At 59.6% G+C, this 20078-nt stretch carries 15 protein-coding genes; 6 read left to right on the top strand and 9 right to left on the bottom strand.

Features of this window, described 5'->3' with window-relative positions; genetic code table 11:
• The 6 genes from BLR20_RS22190 to gloB all read right to left on the bottom strand — a co-directional run bounded on the left by BLR20_RS22190 (position 1) and on the right by gloB (position 8400).
• Complete coding sequence (locus BLR20_RS22190; RefSeq protein ID WP_003315267.1) at positions 1-1020, bottom strand: ABC transporter permease; 1020 nt, start codon at positions 1018-1020, stop codon at positions 1-3.
• Between the two features lies 1 nt (position 1021).
• Positions 1022-2095 (bottom strand): microcin C ABC transporter permease YejB, encoded by a 1074-nt coding sequence (locus BLR20_RS22185; RefSeq protein WP_032612042.1) that lies wholly within the window; start codon positions 2093-2095, stop codon positions 1022-1024.
• Position 2096: 1 nt separating this feature from the next.
• Positions 2097-3953 carry an extracellular solute-binding protein gene (locus BLR20_RS22180; RefSeq protein ID WP_054992403.1) on the bottom strand — a complete coding sequence of 619 codons (1857 nt, stop codon included), beginning with the start codon at positions 3951-3953 and terminating at the stop codon, positions 2097-2099.
• Complete coding sequence (locus BLR20_RS22175; RefSeq protein ID WP_032612039.1) at positions 3950-5779, bottom strand: extracellular solute-binding protein; 1830 nt, start codon at positions 5777-5779, stop codon at positions 3950-3952. The genes BLR20_RS22180 and BLR20_RS22175 overlap by 4 nt, the downstream gene beginning before the upstream one ends.
• 137 nt (positions 5780-5916) lie before the next feature.
• Entirely contained in the window at positions 5917-7521 is a 1605-nt protein-coding gene (locus tag BLR20_RS22170) for a lytic transglycosylase domain-containing protein (protein WP_010434394.1), read from the bottom strand.
• Between the two features lie 99 nt (positions 7522-7620).
• The gene (gene gloB, locus BLR20_RS22165; protein WP_054992402.1) at positions 7621-8400 is read right to left on the bottom strand and encodes a hydroxyacylglutathione hydrolase; all 780 of its coding nucleotides are present in this window, start codon (positions 8398-8400) and stop codon (positions 7621-7623) included.
• 81 nt (positions 8401-8481) lie between these two features.
• Between gloB and BLR20_RS22160 the strand changes: the two genes are divergently transcribed.
• From BLR20_RS22160 to BLR20_RS22145, 4 genes are all read left to right on the top strand, one after another.
• Positions 8482-9243 (top strand): methyltransferase domain-containing protein, encoded by a 762-nt coding sequence (locus BLR20_RS22160; protein WP_054992401.1) that lies wholly within the window; start codon positions 8482-8484, stop codon positions 9241-9243.
• Between the two features lie 46 nt (positions 9244-9289).
• The gene (rnhA, locus tag BLR20_RS22155; RefSeq protein ID WP_010434387.1) at positions 9290-9742 is read left to right on the top strand and encodes a ribonuclease HI; all 453 of its coding nucleotides are present in this window, start codon (positions 9290-9292) and stop codon (positions 9740-9742) included.
• A gap of 65 nt (positions 9743-9807) precedes the next feature.
• Positions 9808-10587 (top strand): DNA polymerase III subunit epsilon, encoded by a 780-nt coding sequence (gene dnaQ / locus BLR20_RS22150; RefSeq protein WP_032612033.1) that lies wholly within the window; start codon positions 9808-9810, stop codon positions 10585-10587.
• 20 nt (positions 10588-10607) lie between these two features.
• On the top strand, positions 10608-11162 hold the full coding sequence (locus BLR20_RS22145) for a GNAT family N-acetyltransferase (protein ID WP_010434385.1): 555 nt from the start codon (positions 10608-10610) through the stop codon (positions 11160-11162).
• 45 nt (positions 11163-11207) lie between these two features.
• Here BLR20_RS22145 and BLR20_RS22140 read toward each other — a convergent pair whose 3' ends face one another.
• Positions 11208-11423, bottom strand: a complete 216-nt coding sequence (locus tag BLR20_RS22140) for a hypothetical protein (protein WP_010434382.1) — start codon at positions 11421-11423, stop codon at positions 11208-11210.
• 210 nt (positions 11424-11633) lie between these two features.
• Here BLR20_RS22140 and BLR20_RS22135 point away from each other — a divergent pair, with 210 nt between their 5' ends.
• Positions 11634-12203: an NADPH-dependent FMN reductase gene (locus BLR20_RS22135; protein WP_017278088.1), complete on the top strand. Its 570-nt coding sequence runs from the start codon at positions 11634-11636 to the stop codon at positions 12201-12203.
• A 138-nt stretch (positions 12204-12341) separates the two neighbouring features.
• Positions 12342-17555 carry a dermonecrotic toxin domain-containing protein gene (locus BLR20_RS22130; RefSeq protein ID WP_054993331.1) on the top strand — a complete coding sequence of 1738 codons (5214 nt, stop codon included), beginning with the start codon at positions 12342-12344 and terminating at the stop codon, positions 17553-17555.
• Between the two features lie 39 nt (positions 17556-17594).
• Here BLR20_RS22130 and BLR20_RS22125 read toward each other — a convergent pair whose 3' ends face one another.
• Together BLR20_RS22125 and BLR20_RS22120 are read right to left on the bottom strand one after the other, a co-directional pair.
• Entirely contained in the window at positions 17595-18746 is a 1152-nt protein-coding gene (locus tag BLR20_RS22125) for an acyl-CoA dehydrogenase family protein (RefSeq protein ID WP_054993330.1), read from the bottom strand.
• 3 nt (positions 18747-18749) lie between these two features.
• Complete coding sequence (locus tag BLR20_RS22120) at positions 18750-19847, bottom strand: enoyl-CoA hydratase/isomerase family protein (protein ID WP_054993329.1); 1098 nt, start codon at positions 19845-19847, stop codon at positions 18750-18752.
• Positions 19848-20078: the final 231 nt, after the last annotated feature.

The raw sequence follows: 20078 nt of genomic DNA, 5'->3' as shown, positions 1-20078 counted from the left end.
TTATTTCCTTGGGTCGAAAGCATCGCGGGCGGACTCGCCGATGAACACCAGCAGACTCAGCATGATGGCCAGCACAGCGAAGGCGCTGATGCCCAGCCAGGGCGCCTGCAGATTGGATTTGCCCTGGGCTACCAGTTCGCCCAGTGACGGCGAACCTGCCGGCAGGCCGAAGCCCAGAAAGTCCAGCGCTGTCAGCGTGCCGATGGCGCCGGTCAGAATGAACGGCAGAAAGGTCATGGTCGACACCATAGCGTTGGGCAGAATGTGGCGGAACATGATCGCGCCGTTCTCCATGCCCAGCGCCCGCGCGGCCCTTACGTATTCCAGATTGCGGCCGCGCAGGAACTCGGCGCGTACCACGTCCACCAGACTCATCCAGGAAAACAGCAGCATGATGCCCAGTAACCACCAGAAGTTGGGTTGTACGAAGCTGGCGAGGATGATCAGCAGATACAGGACCGGCAGGCCCGACCAGACCTCGAGGAAGCGCTGGCCCAGCAGGTCGACCCAGCCGCCATAGAAGCCTTGCAAGGCACCGGCGATGACGCCGATGATCGAGCTGAGGATGGTCAGGGTCAGGGCGAACAGTACCGAAATCCTGAAACCGTAGATCACCCGAGCCAGGACGTCACGGCCCTGATCATCGGTGCCCAGCAGGTTCTCCCGCGAAGGCGGCGCCGGGGCAGGGACTTTCAGGTCGTAGTTGATGCTCTGGTAGCTGAACGGGATGGGCGCCCACAGGGTCCAGCCATCCTTCGCAGCGAGCAGTTCCTTGATGTACGGGCTCTTGTAGTTGGCTTCCAGCGGGAATTCGCCGCCGAAGGTGGTTTCCGGGTAACGCTCGAATACCGGGAAGTACCAGCTGCCGTCATAACGCACGGCCAGCGGTTTGTCATTGGCGATCAGTTCGGCGCCCAGGCTCAGGCCGAACAGAATCAGGAACAGCCACAATGACCACCAGCCACGCCTGTTGGCCTTGAAGCGTTCGAAGCGACGGCGATTGAGAGGAGACAGCTTCATATCAATGCTTCCTGCTTTCGAAGTCGATGCGCGGGTCTACGAGGGTGTAGGTGATGTCGCCGATCAGCTTCACCACCAGCCCCAGCAGGGTGAAGATGAACAGCGTGCCGAACACCACCGGATAGTCGCGGTTGATCGCGGCTTCAAAGCTCATCAGGCCCAGGCCGTCCAGCGAGAAGATCACTTCCACCAGCAGCGAGCCGGTGAAGAAGATACCGATGAACGCTGACGGGAAGCCGGCGATCACCAGCAGCATCGCGTTGCGAAACACATGGCCGTAGAGCACCTTGTGGTTGCTCAGGCCCTTGGCTTTGGCCGTGGTCACGTATTGCTTGCTGATTTCGTCGAGAAAGCTGTTCTTGGTCAGCAGCGTCATGGTGGCAAAGTTGCCGATCACCAGCGCGGTGACCGGCAATACCAGATGCCAGAAGTAATCGAATATCTTGCCCAGTGTGCTCAGTTCGTCATAGTTGTTGGAGGTCAGCCCGCGCAGCGGGAACCAGTTGAAGTAGCTGCCCCCGGCAAACACCACGATCAGCAGAATCGCAAACAGGAACGCCGGAATGGCGTAGCCGACGATGATTGCCGAGCTGGTCCACACGTCGAACTGGCTGCCGTGGCGCGTGGCCTTGGCAATCCCCAGCGGGATCGACACCAGGTACATGATCAGGGTGCTCCATAACCCGAGGGAAATGGACACCGGCATCTTCTCGACAATCAGGTCGATGACCTTGGCATCGCGAAAGAAACTGTCGCCGAAATCCAGCGTGGCGTAGTTCTTGATCATGATCCACAGGCGTTCCGGCGCCGACTTGTCGAAACCGTACATGCGTTCGATTTCCTTGACCAGTGCCGGGTCCAGGCCTTGCGCGCCGCGGTAGTTGGAGCCGGCCACCGAGACTTCGGCGCCGCCTCCGGCAATCCGGCTGGTGGCGCCATCGAAGCCTTCGATCTTGGCGATCATCTGTTCGACCGGGCCACCGGGCGCAGCCTGAATGATGACGAAGTTGATGATCAGGATGCCGAGCAGGGTAGGAATGATCAGCAGCAGCCGTCGCAGAATATAAGCCAGCATGTTATTGCTCCGCGTTCGCAGGCTTGGCCTGATCAGGGGCTGACGGGGTTGCGGTCACCGGTTTGACATCCGGCTTGGCCCACCAGGTCATCAGGCCGATATCGGAAAGCGCTTTGGCCCTGGGATGGTCGAGGTGATTCCAGTAAGCCACCCGCCAGGTCTTGATGTGCCAGTTCGGGACGACGTAAAAGCCCCACAGCAGCACGCGGTCCAGCGCCTTGGTATGGGTGATCAGGCTTTGCCGTGAGTCGGCGTTGATCAGGCCGTTGACCAGCGAGTCCACCGCAGGGTCCTTGAGGCCCATGAAGTTACGGCTGCCCGGGTTGTCGGCGCTGGATGAGTCGAAGTACACGCGCTGCTCGTTACCGGGCGAGCTGGACTGCGGATAGCCCGTGACGATCATGTCGTAGTCCCGCGAGCGTAGGCGGTTGATGTATTGCGACACGTCGGCCCGACGAATCACCAGTTCGATACCCAGGTCGCTCAGGTTGCGCTTGTAAGGCAGCAGAATGCGCTCGAACTCGGTCTGGGCAATCAGAAACTCTAGTTTTACCGGGTTGCCCTGCGCGTCGACCATCTTGTCGTCGACGATCTTCCAGCCCGCCTCCTGCAACAGCTGGAAGGCCCGACGCTGCTGCGGCCGGATCATGCCGCTGCCATCGGTGACCGGCAGGGTGAAGGGTTCGCTGAACACGCGATCCGGAATCTTGCCGCGCAACGGTTCGAGAAGCTTGAGTTCTTCGGCGGACGGCAGGCCGCTGGCGGCCATTTCCGAGTTGTCGAAATAACTTTTGGTGCGGCTGTACGAGCCGTTGAACAGCTGTTTGTTGGTCCACTCGAAGTCCAGCAGCAGAGTCAGCGCCTCGCGGACCCTGACGTCCTGAAACACCGGCTTGCGCAGGTTGAAGACAAAACCCTGCATGCCGGTCGGGTTGCCGTTGGGCAGCTCTTCCTTGATCAGCCTGCCGTCGCGCACTGCGGGCGTGTCGTAGGCGGTCGCCCAGTTCTTGGCACTGGTTTCGATCCAGTAGTCGAATTGCCCGGCCTTGCCGGCCTCCAGCGCGACCGTGTTGTCGCGGTAGTAGTCGGTGGTCAGTACGTCGAAGTTGTAGAAGCCCTTGTTGATCGGCAAGTCCTTAGCCCAGTAGTCCTTGACCCGCTCATAACTCACCGAACGGCCGGCCTTCACCTCGGCGACCTTGTAAGGTCCACTGCCCAGCGGGAAGTCCAGGTTGCCTTTGCTGAAGTCGCGATCAGCCCAGAAATGCTTGGGCAGCACCGGCAGCTGGCCAAGGATCAACGGCAACTCGCGGCTGCCCTTGTGCTTGAATTTGAACAGCACACGCAACGGATCTTCGACGATGACCTGGTCGACGTCGGCGTAGTAGCCCTTGTACATGGGCGAGCCATGCTCCATCAGGGTCTTGAAGCTGAATTCGACATCGTCGGCGCGGATCGGGTGGCCGTCATGAAAGCGCGCCTCGGGCCGCAGATAGAAACGCACCCAGCTGTTGTCCGGGGATTTCTCGATCTTGCCCGCGACCAGCCCGTATTCGGTGAACGGCTCATCCAGGCTCGAGCGGGCCAGGGTGTCGTAGATCAGACCGATGTCGTCTGCCGGTACGCCCTTGTTGATGAACGGGTTGAGACTGTCAAAGCCGCCGAAGCCTGCCTGGCGCAGCATGCCGCCTTTGGGAGCATCCGGGTTCACGTAGTCGAAATGCTTGAAATCAGCCGGGTATTTCGGCGCTTCGTCGTACAGCGTCACGCCGTGCAGTGGCGCAGCCTGTACCGTGCAGGCGAGGCTGGCCAGCAGCAGACCGGCTGCCTGCGAGCGCAGGGAGTGCAGAGGGTTCATCGGGGCTTCTCCAGAGTCTTGAGCCACCACGCACGCAGCCCCAGGGTGTAGGGCGGGGTAGTGACCATGGCGAATCGGTTGCGATAGGCAAGCCGATGATTGTTCAGATACCAGTTGGGAATGCTGTAGTGCTGAGACAGCAGTACGCGGTCCAGTGCCCGCGCTGCGGCGACCTGTTCGTCGCGGGTCTGTGCGGCCAGCAGTTTGTTAAGCAGGGCATCGATCACCGGGTTGGATATGCCCGCGTAGTTCTTGCTGCCGTTGATCGCGGCCTGACTGGAATGGAAGTATTGCCACTGCTCCAGACCGGGGCTCAGGGTCTGTTGCAGGGTCATCAGAATCATGTCGAAATCGAAACGGTCCAGACGTTGTTTGTACTGGGCGCGGTCGACGGTGCGCAGCCCCGCATTGATCCCCAGGCGACGCAGGTCTTCGATGTAAGGCTGCAGAATGCGTTCAAGGTTGGGGTTGACCAGCAGGATCTCGAAGCGCAAGGGTTGCTTGTCGGCATTGAGCAACCCCTTGTCCGACAGCGTCCAGCCTGCCTCGGCAAGCAGCTTCAGGGCCTTGCGCAAGGTCTCGCGCGGGATCCCGCCGCCATCTGTCTTCGAAGGAGTGAACGGCTGTGTGAACAGGCTGGCGGGCAGTTGATCGCGATAGGGCGCCAGGAGCAGCCATTCGGCCCCGGTCGGCAAGCCCGTCGCAGAAAATTCGCTGTTGGGGTAGTAGCTGATCGAGCGGTCATAGGCGTCGCTGAACAGCGTGCGATTGGTCCATTCGAAATTGAACAATAGCCCCAGGGCTTCGCGCACGCGGATGTCGGCAAAGGCGGCACGCCGGGTGTTCATGAACAGGCCCTGGGTCTGGGTCGGTATGCGGTGCGGGATCTGCGCCTTGATCACCTGACCGTTGGCCACCGCAGGGAAGTCATAGCCATTGGCCCAGTTCTTGGCCTGATGCTCGATGTAGATGTCGAATTCGCCCGCCTTGAACGCTTCGAACGCCACGTCGCTGTCGCGGTAGAACTCGACCTCGACCCGGTCGAAATTGTATTTGCCCCGGTTGACCGGCAGGTCCTTGCCCCAGTAATCCTTGACCCGCTCGAACACCAGCTGTCGCCCGGGCTGCACGCGGGTGATGCGGTAGGGGCCGCTGCCCAGCGGCGGGTCGAAGGTGGTCGCCTTGAAATCCCGGTCTTTCCAGTAATGCTGCGGCAGCACCGGCAGTTCGCCCAGGCGCAGGATCAGCAGCGGGTTGCCGGAGCGCTTGAAAACAAACCGGATGCGATGACGATTGAGGATGTCGACACGCTGCACTTCCTGCAGGGCGGTGCGGTATTGAGGGTGACCGTCCTTGAGCAGTGTCCGGTAGGAAAACGCCACGTCGTAGGCGGTGATGGGTTTGCCGTCGTGGAAGCGCGCCTGCGGGCGCAGGTTGAACACTACCCAGCTGCGGTCCTCGCTGTATTCCACCGACTGGGCGATCAGCCCGTAACTGGATGTCGGTTCGTCGCCGGACGGGTCGTACTGGCCTGTGCCGACCATCAGCGGTTCGTTCAGCTCGTTGACGCCATACTGCAGGAAGTTGCCGGTCGAGACCGGGCTGCTGCCCTTGAATGTGTAGGGGTTGAGTGTGTCGAACGTGCCGAAGGCCATCATTCTCAGGGTGCCACCTTTCGGCGCCTCGGGATTGACCCAGTCGAAATGAGTGAAACTGGCCGGGTACTTGAGAACGCCAAACTGCGCATAACCATGACTTTCAGTGATGGCTGCGTTGGCGCAGAAGCTCAAGGCCAGGCTGATGGTTAGCAGGAAGGGACGTATCACGATCCAGGCGGCTTGGGCTTTCGGGTCGCTAACAGTAACAGCTTGTTCCTGCTGGAAAAAGACTGCAGGTGATGGCACTGGCGGGGCTGCGTCGGCCACCCGCCCCAAGGTTATCGAAGGGCAAGTGGCCGGGATCATCAGTGTGGCAGGTAAACGGTCAGGGTCTGGCCGGGTTTGAGGGCCTGCCCGCTACGTGGATTCCAGCGCTTGAGATGTTGCATCTCGACGTTGAAGCGCTTGGCGACCAGGTACATCGAGTCGCCTTTCTGGATCTTGTACTGCATGGATTTCTTTTCGCCGTCCTTGCCACCGGTGCTGGCGACCGCCTTGCTGGCGGCTTTGCCTGCAGGTTTGCTGGTGTCCTGCATGACCAGCGCCTGCCCGACCTTGAGCTTTTTGCCGGTCAGCTTGTTCCAGCGTTGCAGGTCCTCGACATCAACCTTGTTGGCCTGCGCGATGGTGGTCAGGTTGTCGCCACTTCTGACCTTGTAGGTGCGCGTCCGGGCCGGCTTGTCGTTGCTGGCCAGCGCCTCGAACACGGGTTGTGAATTCTGCATGCCGGGCTTGACCGGTATGCTCAGCGACTGACCGATCTTCAGGCGGTTGCCGGACAGCTTGTTATTGCCCTTGAGCGAGCTGACCGTAACCTGATAACGACTTGCCAGGCTTTCCAGGGTATCGCCCTTACGCACCCGGTAAGGCTGCCAGGCGACCAGTTCTTCCTGTTTCATGGTCAGCAGGCTGGCCGTCAGCAGTTGCGCCTTGGAGGTGGGCACCAGCAGGTGCTGGGGGCCATCGACGGTCAGGCGCTTCTTGTAGGCGGGGTTGAGCTGGATAAGCTCGTCTTCGTCAATGTCGGCGGCGCTGGCCACTTTGGACAGGTCGACACGCTTGTTGAGCTCGACGACTTCGAAGTAGGGCTGGTTGGCGATCGGGTTCAGATTGACGCCATAGGCTTCCGGCGACAGCACCACCTGGGACAGGGCCAGCAGCTTGGGTACGTAGTCGCGGGTTTCCTGCGGCAGCGGCAGGTTCCAGTAGTCGGTCGGCAGGTTAAGCTTGTCATTGCGCTCGATGGCGCGGCTCACCGTGCCTTCACCGGCATTGTAGGCGGCGAGGGCCAGCAGCCAGTCACCGTTGAACATGTCGTGCAGGCGGGTCAGGTAATCCAGTGCAGCAACGGTCGAGGCCTGGATGTCGCGACGTCCGTCGTAAAAGCTGGTCTGGCGCAGGTTGAAGTAACGCCCGGTCGACGGGATGAACTGCCAGAGGCCGACCGCCTGGCTGCGCGAAACGGCCATCGGGTTGTAGGCGCTTTCGATGACCGGAAGCAGGGCCAGTTCCAGCGGCATGTTGCGTTCTTCAAGGCGCTCGACGATGTAGTGCATGTACAGGCTGCCGCGCTCGCCAGCGTTTTCCAGAAAGGAAGGGTTGTTGGCGAACCACAGGCGCTGCTGATCGATGCGGGGGTTCTGATCGTTGCCTTGTTGCAGTTGAAAGCCCTGACGCATGCGCTCCCAGACATCCTGTGGAGGTGCGAGAGGGGTGGCAGGCTTGTGAGACAGAAAAACCGGTTTTTGCTTGATGCCGGCGGCCAGGTTAGGCGCGCGATGGCTACTGACCGGGTCGACGCTGGCGGTGCTCTGGCAACCGGCCAGAAGGGCACTCGCGGTGACAGCCATGGCCTGAGCCAACCGAGTCAATGCGTCCGAATGTGAAGGCTTGCTGGTAGATGACGACATTGTTCGGGGGGTACATCCAGACGAAAATGTCGGGCGATTCTAGGAAGCAGCCTGCCGTCGGTCAACCTTTCAGAATTTTATTGCGGTTTTACGGTCGGGTCAGAACTTATCTTTCCATGCCCTCAAGCAGGCAAAGACCGCACTCTGCGAGGTGTTTTGCCCGCCGCTCCGTTCGTCCGCTTTTTCTTTAACGGATGTTTCCCCGGTACGCAGAAAGGGATTGGTGCGTTTTTCCAGTGCCAGATTTGACGGAAGACTGATGCGATTTTCGCTGCGCCAGCGTGTCACTTCGGCAAGGCGTTCGGCAATATCGACATTGTCGGGCTCGACGGCCTGTGCAAAGCGCAGATTGCTCAGCGTGTATTCGTGAGCGCAGTAGATCAATGTGCTGTCCGGCAGCTCGGCCAGGCGGTCGAGCGAATCGTGCATCTGTTGCGGTGTACCTTCGAACAGCCGTCCACAGCCGGCGGCAAACAGCGTGTCGCCACTGAAAAGCAGGGGGTGCGTGGCGTCCTCATGATAAAACGCGATATGACCCAGCGTATGGCCTGGAACCGCATGCACCACAAATTCCAGGCCCAGAACGGTCAGCCGGTCATTGTCGACCAGCGCGATGTCGCGCGCCGGTATGGTCTCGGTCGCAGGGCCCAGCACGCGCGCGGCATTCGACTGCTTGAGTTCCGCAACACCGCCCACATGATCATTGTGGTGGTGCGTGATCAGAATATCGGTCAGCCGGTAGTCGGGATTCTGCGCCAGCCAGCCCAGCACCGGCTTTGCGTCGCCCGGATCGACGACAGCGCACTGCTGGCTCGAAAGGTCTTGTAACAACCATATGTAGTTGTCATTGAAAGCAGGAAGGGCGTGGATCTGTATCATGGCGCAGTTCGCATAGCGGCGGACAATGGTGCATCTTAGAGTCTGTTGCCGCTGTATGCGAGCACCTCTGGAGGAGAACTCATGACCGATGAAGCGTTCGCTCAGGCTGATCCTGAGTGGCTTGCATTGATCCGCGCTGCCCGCGAATGGCTTTCCGGGCCGCTCGGGCAGCTTCTGCTCGAAGAGGAACGGCGCGTTCTCGACGAAGAACTGGGGCGATATTTCGGTGGCTATCTGGTGCATTACGGCCCATCGGCGCAAACCCCGCCGTTGGCTCCCCAGGTGCAGCGCAATGTACGCCTCGGTGCGCCGTTGCCGGGTGTCGAGATCGTCTGTGAGGAACAGGCGTGGCCATTGAGTGAGCACGCGGCCGATGTCGTGGTGCTGCAGCACGGCCTGGATTTCTGCCTGTCGCCCCACGGCCTGCTGCGCGAAGCGGCCAGCAGCGTGCGGCCAGGCGGGCACTTGCTGATTATCGGCATCAACCCCTGGAGCACCTGGGGCATACGCCACGTTTTCGCCCGGGATGCGTTGCGCAAGGCACGCTGCATTTCATCCTCGCGGGTCGCTGACTGGCTGAATCTGCTGGGCTTCGCGCTGGAGAAACGGCGCTTCGGATGCTATCGTCCGCCCCTTGCTTCAGCAGCATGGCAGTCGCGTCTTGCAGGGCTTGAAAGCCTTGGCGAGGGACGTCAGAGCCCTGGTGGCGGCTTCTACGTACTGGTAGCGCGCAAACTGGTGGTAGGTCTCAGGCCCTTGCGCCAGGTGCGCCGCGACCCCATCGGCAAGCTGATCCCCATGCCGATGGCCAAGGTCAGCCGCAATACTCAGGATCAGGCTTGAATAACGCCTTGCTGCACATGAAGCCCATCATTCTGGAAAGGTCGTAATGAGCGATAGTGTTGAACTCTTCACCGATGGTGCCTGCAAGGGCAATCCCGGCCCGGGCGGGTGGGGAGCCCTGCTGGTGTGCAAGGGCGTCGAGAAAGAGCTGTGGGGTGGCGAAGCCAATACCACCAACAACCGTATGGAACTGACCGGTGCGATTCGCGGGCTTGAGGAACTCAAGCGCCCCTGCGAAGTGACGCTGGTGACCGACTCTCAGTACGTGATGAAAGGCATTACCGAGTGGATGGCCAACTGGAAGAAGCGCGGCTGGAAAACCGCCGCCAAAGAGCCGGTCAAAAATGCCGATCTTTGGCAGCTTCTGGATGAACAGGTCAGTCGCCACACGGTGAAATGGCAGTGGGTGCGTGGGCATATCGGCCACCCTGGCAACGAGCGTGCCGACCAGCTCGCCAACCGTGGCGTCGACGAAGTGCGTGGCATCCGGCACGGCTAGACGCACAAGGGCTTGCAACGGCCGCTGCGTGCTAGAATCGCGGCCTGTACATGAGGCAACAGTCAATGGCATTGCAAAATCTGGATAACAGATCGATCGTCCTGGATACCGAAACCACCGGTATGCCGGTGACGGATGGTCACCGCATCATCGAGATCGGTTGCGTCGAGTTGATCGGTCGCCGCCTGACCGGTCGGCATTTTCACGTTTACCTGCAACCTGATCGCGAAAGTGACGAAGGCGCGATCGGTGTTCACGGCATCACCAACGAGTTTCTGGTCGGCAAGCCGCGGTTTGCCGAAGTCGCCGATGAATTCTTCGAGTTCATCAAGGGCGCGCAGCTGATCATTCACAACGCAGCGTTCGACGTTGGTTTCATCAACAACGAATTTGCCTTGATGGGTTCGCAGGACAGGGCGGATATCACTCAGCACTGTTCGATTCTCGACACCCTGATGATGGCGCGAGAGCGTCACCCGGGTCAGCGCAACAGTCTGGATGCACTGTGCAAGCGCTACGGCGTCGACAACTCGGGTCGTGAGCTGCACGGCGCATTGCTCGACTCCGAGATTCTGGCCGACGTCTATCTGGCGATGACCGGCGGGCAGACCAGCCTGTCGCTGGCTGGCAATGCCTCCGACGGCAATGGCTCGGGCGAAGGCTCCGGCAACCGGGGCAGCGAAATTCGCCGCCTGCCCGCCGATCGCAAGCCTTGCCGCATCATTCGCGCCTCTGAAAGTGAGCTGGCCGAGCATGAAGTGCGTATGAGCACCATCGCCAAGGCTTGCGGTGCTTCTCCACTCTGGGTACAGATGCTGGAAGCGGGAGCACAGGCATCTTCCTGACAGCAAGCGGCAAAGGTGACATGAACGTGGCACATCCTGCTTTGAGCATTCGGGTTGCAGACGAGTGCTTCGAGGACTACATCCTCAACAGCGAATTCACGTTTACAGTGCTTGGCTATGCCCAGCCGCGTATTGGCGAGCGCGTGGATTCATGGCCGGTCGAGCTGGTCGAGCCGTACAGCAAGAATTACGGCATCGACTCTCAGGAATTTGCCGATCATCGCGACGCCGCTACCAGTTCGGTGATGGTTGCCTGGCTGGATGACCATCCCGTCGGTCATATCGTGATGAGCACTCACTGGAGCGGCTTTGCCTACATCGACGAGTTGGCAGTAGACGAGTCGGCGCGCCGTCATGGCGTCGCACGCTCATTGCTCGACGCCGCGCAATTCTGGACTCGCAAGCGCAATCTGCCGGGCATCGTTCTGGAAACGCAGAACAATAATCTGGGTGCCTGCAGGCTGTACGAGAGTTGCGGCTACGTAGTCGGAGGGGTGGATCACATGCGCTATCGGGGCATCGATCCGAACACTCGTGAAACGGCAATTTTCTGGTATCTGATCTTTTCGGACTGACAGCTTCCCGCTGGCCATGCAGCCTGAGCGGGAATGCTGCCGGTGTTACGTGGGTGTGCGGGTGATCTTTATGCCTGATTGCACCAGCTCAAAGTCCTCACCACCCAAATGCTTGACCCGGTCGCCGATTGCCAGTCTGTAGGTGATCACCGGTTGCCCGCCCTGCGCCGCATCCGGCTGCGATTCCTGGAACTCATGAACCGGATAAACGCGACCTTCGGCGTCCCTGGCATGAAATTGTCCGACGAGAACTGAAGCCATTTGCTCTGTAACCTCTGAAACTGAATATAACTGCTGGTTTACGAATCCATCGAGGCTAGTAGACCACTGATCTATAGGTGAGTTTGCCTTCGAGGGAAAAAATAATCCCTGCTGTTCAAGTGCGTAGGGAATTGACTGGCGCACAGGTCGTCTAAACCCGGCTTCTGTTCTATACCTAACCTTCCCTTGAATCAGATGACGGATATTTCCATGAGCCAGGTTCACACCATTGCCGTATTGGTCGGCAGTCTGCGAAAAGAGTCCATCAACCGCAAGATCGCTCTTGCTCTGGCAGAACTGGCACCTGCCAGCCTGAAACTGAATATCGTCGAGATCGGCGACTTGCCGTTGTACAACGAAGACATCGATGGCGACTCACCGCCGCCTGCATACACCACCTTTCGCGAGCAACTGGGCGCTGCCGACGGCGTGCTGTTTGTCACGCCGGAATACAACCGCTCGGTGCCGGGTGCTCTGAAGAACGCCATTGACGTAGGCTCGCGTCCTTACGGCAAAAGTGCCTTCAGCGGCAAGCCGGGCGCAGTGATCAGTGCCTCGCCGGGTGCTGTCGGTGGCTTTGGTGCCAACCATCATCTGCGCCAGTCGCTGGTGTTTCTGGACGTGCTGTGCCTTCAGCAGCCCGAAGCCTATCTTGGCGGTGCCGGGAGCTTTTTCGACGAGTCCGGCGCATTGTCCGATAAAACCAGGCCCTTCCTGCAGAAGTTCATCGATGCCTTCGCTGCCTGGGTCGACAAGAACGGCAGGGCTGCCGCCAACTGATTTTTTTGACGAAGCGCGTCTGCCGATCTATTGCTTTATGTAACGCAGGCGCTTCGGTCCATCCCCATAAGCTGTTTCCTTTTCTCTGTCACGCGCCTGGGCGCTGTGCGCAGAGGCGCCCTCCAAAGGAAACAGTACATGTCAGCAGCTCCCTATTTTTTCAGCGACACTCTGCGCGCGCGATTCACACAAGACATTCATGACGCCGTCGGACAGTCCCGAATCAGCCGTGACGACGGTGCGTGGTTGCAACTCTTGGCTGCCGAAAGTAGCGAGCCAACCAACGATGCGCTTCCCCGAGTCGACAGACTGCTGATAAATGACCAGTTGCCCGTTAATGCGGAATTGGCCGCAGCCTTGTTCATCAGCGATGCAGCTAACCCCTTGGCACGGGTCTTTCTCAGTACCCTGACCTTCGGCATCGAGCAGTTCGAGAGCCGCAGTGCGCTGTTCAGCGCCTTGCAGCAACGATTCGACGATATTACTGCCGTGTCGATCGTCGAGAGCCAGCGCATCGAGGGCTCGCTGTTTGACGCGTGCACGCAGACGGTCATGCGCCAGCAAGCCGGACATCTGCAGCGTCTGGCGGCCGGATTGGAGGCGCTGCCCGATCTTCGAGAGGCGACAGGGAAGGCCTTGCAGGATGTGCTGGTAGAAAGGGGCATCGACGCCGTTGCCCAGACTGTCCAGCTTGTGCACACGGCGCCCGGTGCTGCTCCGGCAGCGTCTACAGTCATCGGGACTCAGTACCTTACCGATGCCGCCATGCAGGCGTTTTCCTACGAAGCTCTACCGGAAGGCCAGACACGTCGCTATCTGGATGCCAAGGGGGTGGCGTTGCCCGAGGCACTGGCAATCGTTTTCGATCATGCTCTGGCAGACTCGGCTGCTTCAGTCGGCACTGCGTATGAGCAATTGCTATCTGACTATTGGACGTCTCAGGGGCAGGGCGGGCGCACGCGCCGCGACCTCACCGCTGATGCGCTGGTCGAGTGCTTTCGCCAGCATCTGTTATCGGGCAGGGCGCATCGCACCATGACCGAGGCTGAATACCGCTGCCTGCTGACCCTGCTGCCTTCGCAGTCTGGCGCGCCCGTTGCGCCGGTGCCGAGGGTCAGCAGGTTATCAGTCGTCGTGGCCGGCCAGGACCCCGTCAAGCTGGTCGGCGTATTCCTCATCGATTTCCCCGGAGAGGCGTCACCGGCGGCGTTTCTCTATTCGTCGCAGCCGGGCTTCCTGCGCTTTGGCGATCAGGCTCAGGCCATTGAGCATGTGCTGAGGGGGCCTTCACGCGCCGGGCTGTTGTTTTATTCATCGCTGAACGATCATTCCGTCATCAGCCTGGAAGGTCAGCTTGAGCTGCGTTATGACACGCTCACCGAGGACTTTTTCAGCGAGTTCATCGATGCCCTGATCGCCCTGCAAAAGCGCGACCTGCGCTACGTACTTGACCTGCCAGCCCTTCACTCCGAAAAAAATCCGGCGCGGATCGACGATGCACTGGACATCCGCAAGCTGCTCGATGGTCGGCTATTGAACATGCACGACGCAGGGCGCTGGCGTCAGGACCGGCTTGGCTTTGACAGCGTCTGGGGCCCCGCTGCCCAGAGCAGTGTCGGTGAGCGGCCGAACGTGATTTCAGATCCGTCCTACAACTGGATGGGCAAGCTGAAAAAGCTCGACACCTTGCTCGGCAGCATCGATGCCATGCATGCCGGTGCAGATGGCTGCATGCATCGCGCACTCAACCTTTATCTGGCCTTGATTGGCGGTCCGCTTCTGGATGCCCGCAAGCTCTGGGTATTGGCGGATGTCGCTGAGGCCAAGCCGGTGCCAGTGCTGACGCTGGCGCTGGACCGGGTGTGCGGTTACGCAAGCGCTCCTCTGACTGACAGCGTTGTTCTCGCAGGACAGATCACCCCGGTGGCGGGTCAACCTGTGCAACGTCTGCCCCTGGCATTGCTTGAGCAGATACTGATCTGCGTGCAGGCAGATTTTGCCCAGCGCTTCGAGGCGCAGATCAGCGAGTTCTACTCACGCACGATTCGCCAACGGGACACCAGCATGCATCCCGGCGTGATATCAGCTCTGGTTCGGGAGTACTCGCTACGCCTCGAATTGCTGGTTGAAAGGCGCACGGCCACGCTGCCTGTGGTTTTCATCGACAACATACAGCAGGTCATCGACAGGCCGTTGCCGGCACTTCGGGAGGGGTTGGGCGAGGCGCGCGTCGATGCATTCGGGGTGACGGTCGAGTACGACCCGCAGGCGCCTGCCATCAAGGTACCCAATGCTTTTGTGGTTACTGGCAGGCGTCCCGATAGCCAGCCCGTCCTGTGGATACTGGAGCAGGGAATCATCTGTTTCGAAACTCGGCAGTTACTGAAAGTGTATGTAGCCGGGCGACTGGCAGGTATAGAACTGGGCTCGCAGGTATCAGGGATAATCGCCGAACCTGACCGACGCATGTTACTCGACCAGCGTACCCGTCGAGGGGCGCTTGAGCTCAAGGTCGTCCTGCAACCCATTGAAGGGCATTTTATCGAGGCATTGCAGCGCGACGAGGTCGAGCGCCAGCAGCGTACGGTGGCGGATCTTTACCGGCAGTCCATAGCCTGGCAGGTGCCATCGGAACTGTTCGTCAATCTGCTGAGTGCCGCAGAGCGGGATGACCGAAATCGCCAGGCCCTCAACTCTTTGGGAGTCGCCATTCAATTCATCATTTACAAGGCGCTCGTACCTTCATGGGTCAGCGATGCGTCGAAGCATGATCAGGTCATTCTGGTCGAGGTCCTGCGACGGTTTTATGTGACCTGTGCCGGCGAGAAGGACTTTCTGTTCGATATTCCAAGCTTCTACGATTATTCCCTCGAGCAGCTCAAACGCAGGATCGACAAGGACTTCGCAGAGCCCCGTCCTGATCCTGAAAATGTGCGTGTTTCCCTGACGCACTATGTTCCCGCCCCGGTGGCACCAGGCGAGGTGCCCCAGTCGGTGCCTGCGGCAGTCCAAACCGTCAGCGAAAACCTGGTGGAGTTTGCAATCAACCGCTTTCTGTCCAGGCAGGACGGGGTCATTCTGCTCTCCTCAATGGATGACACGCCGCTGAACGCGGCCCTGACACCGGCGTATCTACGCGAACTGGTGGCGTCGCTGGACATCGCCGCGAGTTACCGCACGATGCTGGACTCGGTACTGTCCGAGACGACGCCGAATTACCTCGAACGCCGCAAACTGTTCGTCGAGCAGGTTCCTTCGCTGGATATCTTGCGAGCCTTCACCTCCAAGCTGAAAAACGAGCTGTCCGAGCAGGCGTATCGGATTGTCGAAAACGTATTGACCATGCCTGATGCGGTCGCGCGCCTGCCAGTCAATGGCTGCCAGATAATCATCAGCCCCTTGAAGCTGCTACCGGCCAAGGAGGGCTGGGAACCGACATCGGTACTGAATACCTACGTGATGGGGCCAAAGGAAAATCAGCCGGGACCGTGGGTGCTTTACGCGCCCTTGCATGACGAATTCGTGTTCAAGGAGTACGCAGATCAGGCTGCGCTGGTACTGGACATACACACCTCGGCGTATTTTCAAGCGTACATTCTGGACCGTATCGACCCGGATTTGCGCAAGATTTACGACAACGGTGGTTTCATGGAACCACACCTGCCTTTCAGCACCGAGTCCTCTTTCGACGTGCCTTTTGAGCGTCCTGCCCCTGTCACCGTGCACATAGATCCCTATGAGGGCAACTGCCTGTTGCTGATGTTCAAAGGTGCGCTGGATATCCTGAAGCTGCAGGTCAAGCAGTACAGCGTCACCAATGCCGAACATCGCCGCGCGGCGACGCAGTACCTGTTCACGCTCGGCGCAGAGCAATTCATGGCGCTCATGCCCGGACGCCTCGGGGCACTGATTGGCATCATTCAGGGACAGACATTGTTGAATCTGTCGCTCATCTCGGCAACGGATCAGCAGTGGGGGCAGGCTATCTCGGAGTTCATGACTGCCTTGAGCGTGATGATTTCTTCCGGACAGAACCCTGCGGAAGTCGCATCCCTGACAGCTCGAGAGAACAGTACTCTGGTGGATGACGCCACGTCGCCCGACCCGCTGGTGCAATTGATCGATGGCGCTGACACGTTCGAGTTCTCCTGGGGTAACAGCTCCCTGACACAACAGATACGGGAGCGCTTGCGCGAGTTCGAAGTTCACGACATGGCCTTGTACACGCTGCAGCGCGACGAGCTGTTAAGCGTCTACCGGGATCCTGTTACCAGCAGGTCGTATGCAGCCATCGGTGGGAAAACCTATGAGTTGCAGTCCGATGAAGATGGCTGGTTCATCGTATCGGGCAGCAAAATCGGCCCCTCTGTGAGCCTGGATGCGGATCAGCAATGGAGGCTGGACATCCCGGGCGGGCTGCGCGGCGGCGGTGGGGCGCTGACCCGAATGGAAGGCAGCCTGGTCGACGACCTGGTTGACGAGATCATGGTTGTCAGCGCTCGAGGCATGCCCGAGATTCGTCATCGTCACCGGGATATGGCCCAATCTATCGAAGATGCCTGCCTGCAGGCGCGGAGCTATCTGGAAAACGCCTTGGACAACCTGACCAGACGCTTGCCGGACAACACCCTGGATCCGCGTGCGGAAAAAATATTAAGCGATTTTTTTGCTCAGAAGGTGCCTGACGATCGACTGCGTGAAGTCACTAAAAAGGCGGTCACCGACCTGTATCAGGAGTTGATTGACCCTTCGATGTCGCCCATAGACTCGAAACGCTATGTCATCGGCGTCAATCGAATAGGTAACGAGTCGGCCAGCGCATTCATTTTCGAGGCAGACCCGGCGCGACGGATTTTTCTGACAGAGCAGTTCTTTCGACTGCCGACCTATCGATTGAAGCTCAGCGCGCAACGGGCCGGGGAATTCAAGTTTCCTCAGCATTACCGGGCCGCGATCCTGATTCATGAGTTATCGCATATGGTGCTGAAAACGGACGACATTGCTTATGTGGACTCGCAGGCCCCGTTCATTGACTTGCTTGAAGATGCACCGAACTATCGACTGCGGATCAGGAATGAACTGATTTATCAGCAGCAAAAGACGCTGTCCTTTCAGACTGATCGCGACAAATTGTTCAAGCAGCTGGAGGAGGATTCATGGCGCGACCTGAGGCGCACGGACGGCAACGGAAAACAGACCATTTTGCGCATCTCTGGCAAGAGCACGCTGGAAAAAGCGCGTGACGTATTTTACGAAGACGTCCACAAACGGACCGACATCATGCTCAAAAATGCCGACTCGGTGGCCTTGCTGGTCACGTTGCTGGGGCGAGAGCGATTTGTGAAGCCCTGACGCGCTGCCCCCTGCATACCGCATCGCGCGGCTTCTGCGTCAGACTAGATAATGACGCAGTTCCCGGGCGATCAGCAGGCGCTGGATCTCGCTGGAGCCTTCGTATATCTGAGTGATGCGCGCGTCCCGGTAGTAACGCTCGACCGGATAGTCCTCCAGGTAGCCATAGCCGCCATGAATCTGGATCGCCTTGGAGCACACCCACTCGGCCATTTCAGACGCGAACAGCTTGGCTTGAGACGCTTCCGACAGGCACGCCTGCCCGGCGCTGCGCAGCCGCGCAGCGTGCAGGGTCAGCAGGCGCGCGGCGTTGATGCGGGTGTGCATGTCGGCCAGCAGATTGGCAATGCTTTGATGTTCGATGATCGGTTTGTCGAACTGCACGCGTTCCCGCGCATACGCCAGGGCTGCTTCGAAGGCGGCGCGGGCGATGCCCAGTGCCTGCGCGGCGATGCCGATGCGGCCGCCTTCCAGGTTGGAGAGGGCGATAGACAGGCCCTTGCCACGCTCACCCAGCAGATTCGCAGCCGGGATTCGGCAGTTATTCAAGGTGACTGCGCAGGTGTCCGATGCGCGGATGCCCATCTTGTGCTCGCTGCGATCCACCACGAAACCGGGGTTCTCGGTCGGCACCAGAAAGGCTGACAGGCCCTTTTTGCCGAGCGACGGGTCGGTCACGGCAAACACGATAGCCAGTTGTGCCCGTTTGCCATTGCTGACGAACTGCTTGGCGCCGTTGATCACCCACTCATCGCCCTGCAACTCGGCACGCGTCCGCAGATTGTGGGCTTCAGAACCTGCATGCGGTTCGGTCAGACAAAAACAGCCGATGGCCCGGCCTGTGGCCAGTTTTTCCAGCCAGGCATGCTTCTGCTCGTCGGTCCCGTAGTTGAGAACCGGCCCGCAGCCCACCGAGCTGTGAACACTCATCAGCGTGCCGGTGGCAGCGTCGGCGGCAGAGATTTCCTCAACCGCCAGGGCGTAGGCGACGTAATCGATGTAGGTGCCACCCCATTGCTCCGGCACCACCATGCCGAGCAGGCCCAGCTCACCGAGCTTGGCAACCAGCGCGTCATCGATCCAGCCGGCTTTTTCCCAGACCTGGGCATACGGAGCGATTTCATTGCGCGCGAAGTCGCGCGCCATGTCGCGGATCATTACCTGCTCTTCAGTCAATTCAAGGTCGTGCACGGCTCAATTCTCCAGACCGTTGAAGAAACTCTGCACCTGCGCGGCACTGACGTCCTGCGCGCTGGCGTGTTTCCATTGCGGCTTCTTGTCTTTACCGATGATCAGCGCGCGTATGCCCTCGATCAGGTCACCGCGTTCGAACCATTGGCGGTCCAGATGCAACTCCATGGCGAAGCAGGCCTGCAGCGGCAGATGACGACCGCGGCGCAGCATCTCCAGGGTTACGGACATGCCCAGCGGCGAGTGAGCTTTCATTCGACTGACGGTGTCCAGCGCCCACTCACGGGTGTCGCCGATGACCACCTGTTGCAGTTGTTCGAGCATGCTGGGGATATCCGGCAAGCCAAAAAAGTGGTCGATGGCGTGGCGCAGGGCTTCCAGCGGCGGGGAGGGCAGACGCTGAGTCGCCAGCTTGGCCAGTGCACCCTGCAGGTCCTTGAGTGGGGTCGACCTCCACTTCAGATGATCGAGCATATGATCGAGGCGCGGCAGCAGTTCGCTGTTCATGGACCAGTTGGCAAGGCCGCAGTACAGCGCATCGGCGGCACCGATCTGTGACCCGGTCACGCCCAGCCAGGTACCCAGTTCGCCCGGCAGCCGCGAGAGAAAATAACTGCCGCCGACATCAGGGAAATAACCGATGGCCACCTCCGGCATGCCGAGGCGACTGCGCTCGGTGACTACGCGCAGGTCGGCGCCCTGGACCAGCCCCATGCCGCCGCCCAGCACCAGACCATCCATCAGGGCCAGTACCGGCTTGCGGTAACGGTGAATGACCAGGTCCAACTCGTACTCTTCGGCAAAAAATGTGTGATGCAGATCCTGGCCGTTCTTATGGCTTTCATACAGCGAACGGATGTCGCCACCGGCGCAGAACGCCTTGCCGCCTGCGCCACGCAGGACCACTGCATGAACCGAGGGGTCGTCGGCCCAGCGGTCAAGTTGCTGGCGAAGTGTGCGGACCATGTCCAGATCGATTGCGTTCAGGCCTTCCGGACGATTGAGGGTCAAGTGTCCGATGTGGTTACGCACGTCGATGACGATCGAATCCCGGCTGGCGGATGGTCGAACCGGGCGGGCGGATGAAACCTGTGAACTCATTCTGAACTCCTTGTTCGGTTGCGCTTTTTTCTTATTCGAGCTTTCGAGCGTCGCAGAAGATCCTAGCAGCGCAAATGTGCAAAGCAAAACTGCGTTTAAGCATAGTCTGAAGTTTCAGATATCCACTGTTTTAGCGCATTCGCGGGTGTCTGAGCGTCGCTGTATCGGAATGACCGACGCGAATCATTGCCTGGCGGATGAGTATTATGACTGTCATTAATGTCACAAAAG

The sequence above is a fragment of the Pseudomonas congelans genome (assembly GCF_900103225.1).
GTDB lineage: Bacteria > Pseudomonadota > Gammaproteobacteria > Pseudomonadales > Pseudomonadaceae > Aquipseudomonas > Aquipseudomonas congelans.
This window is presented reverse-complemented; position numbering and strand designations above follow the sequence as displayed.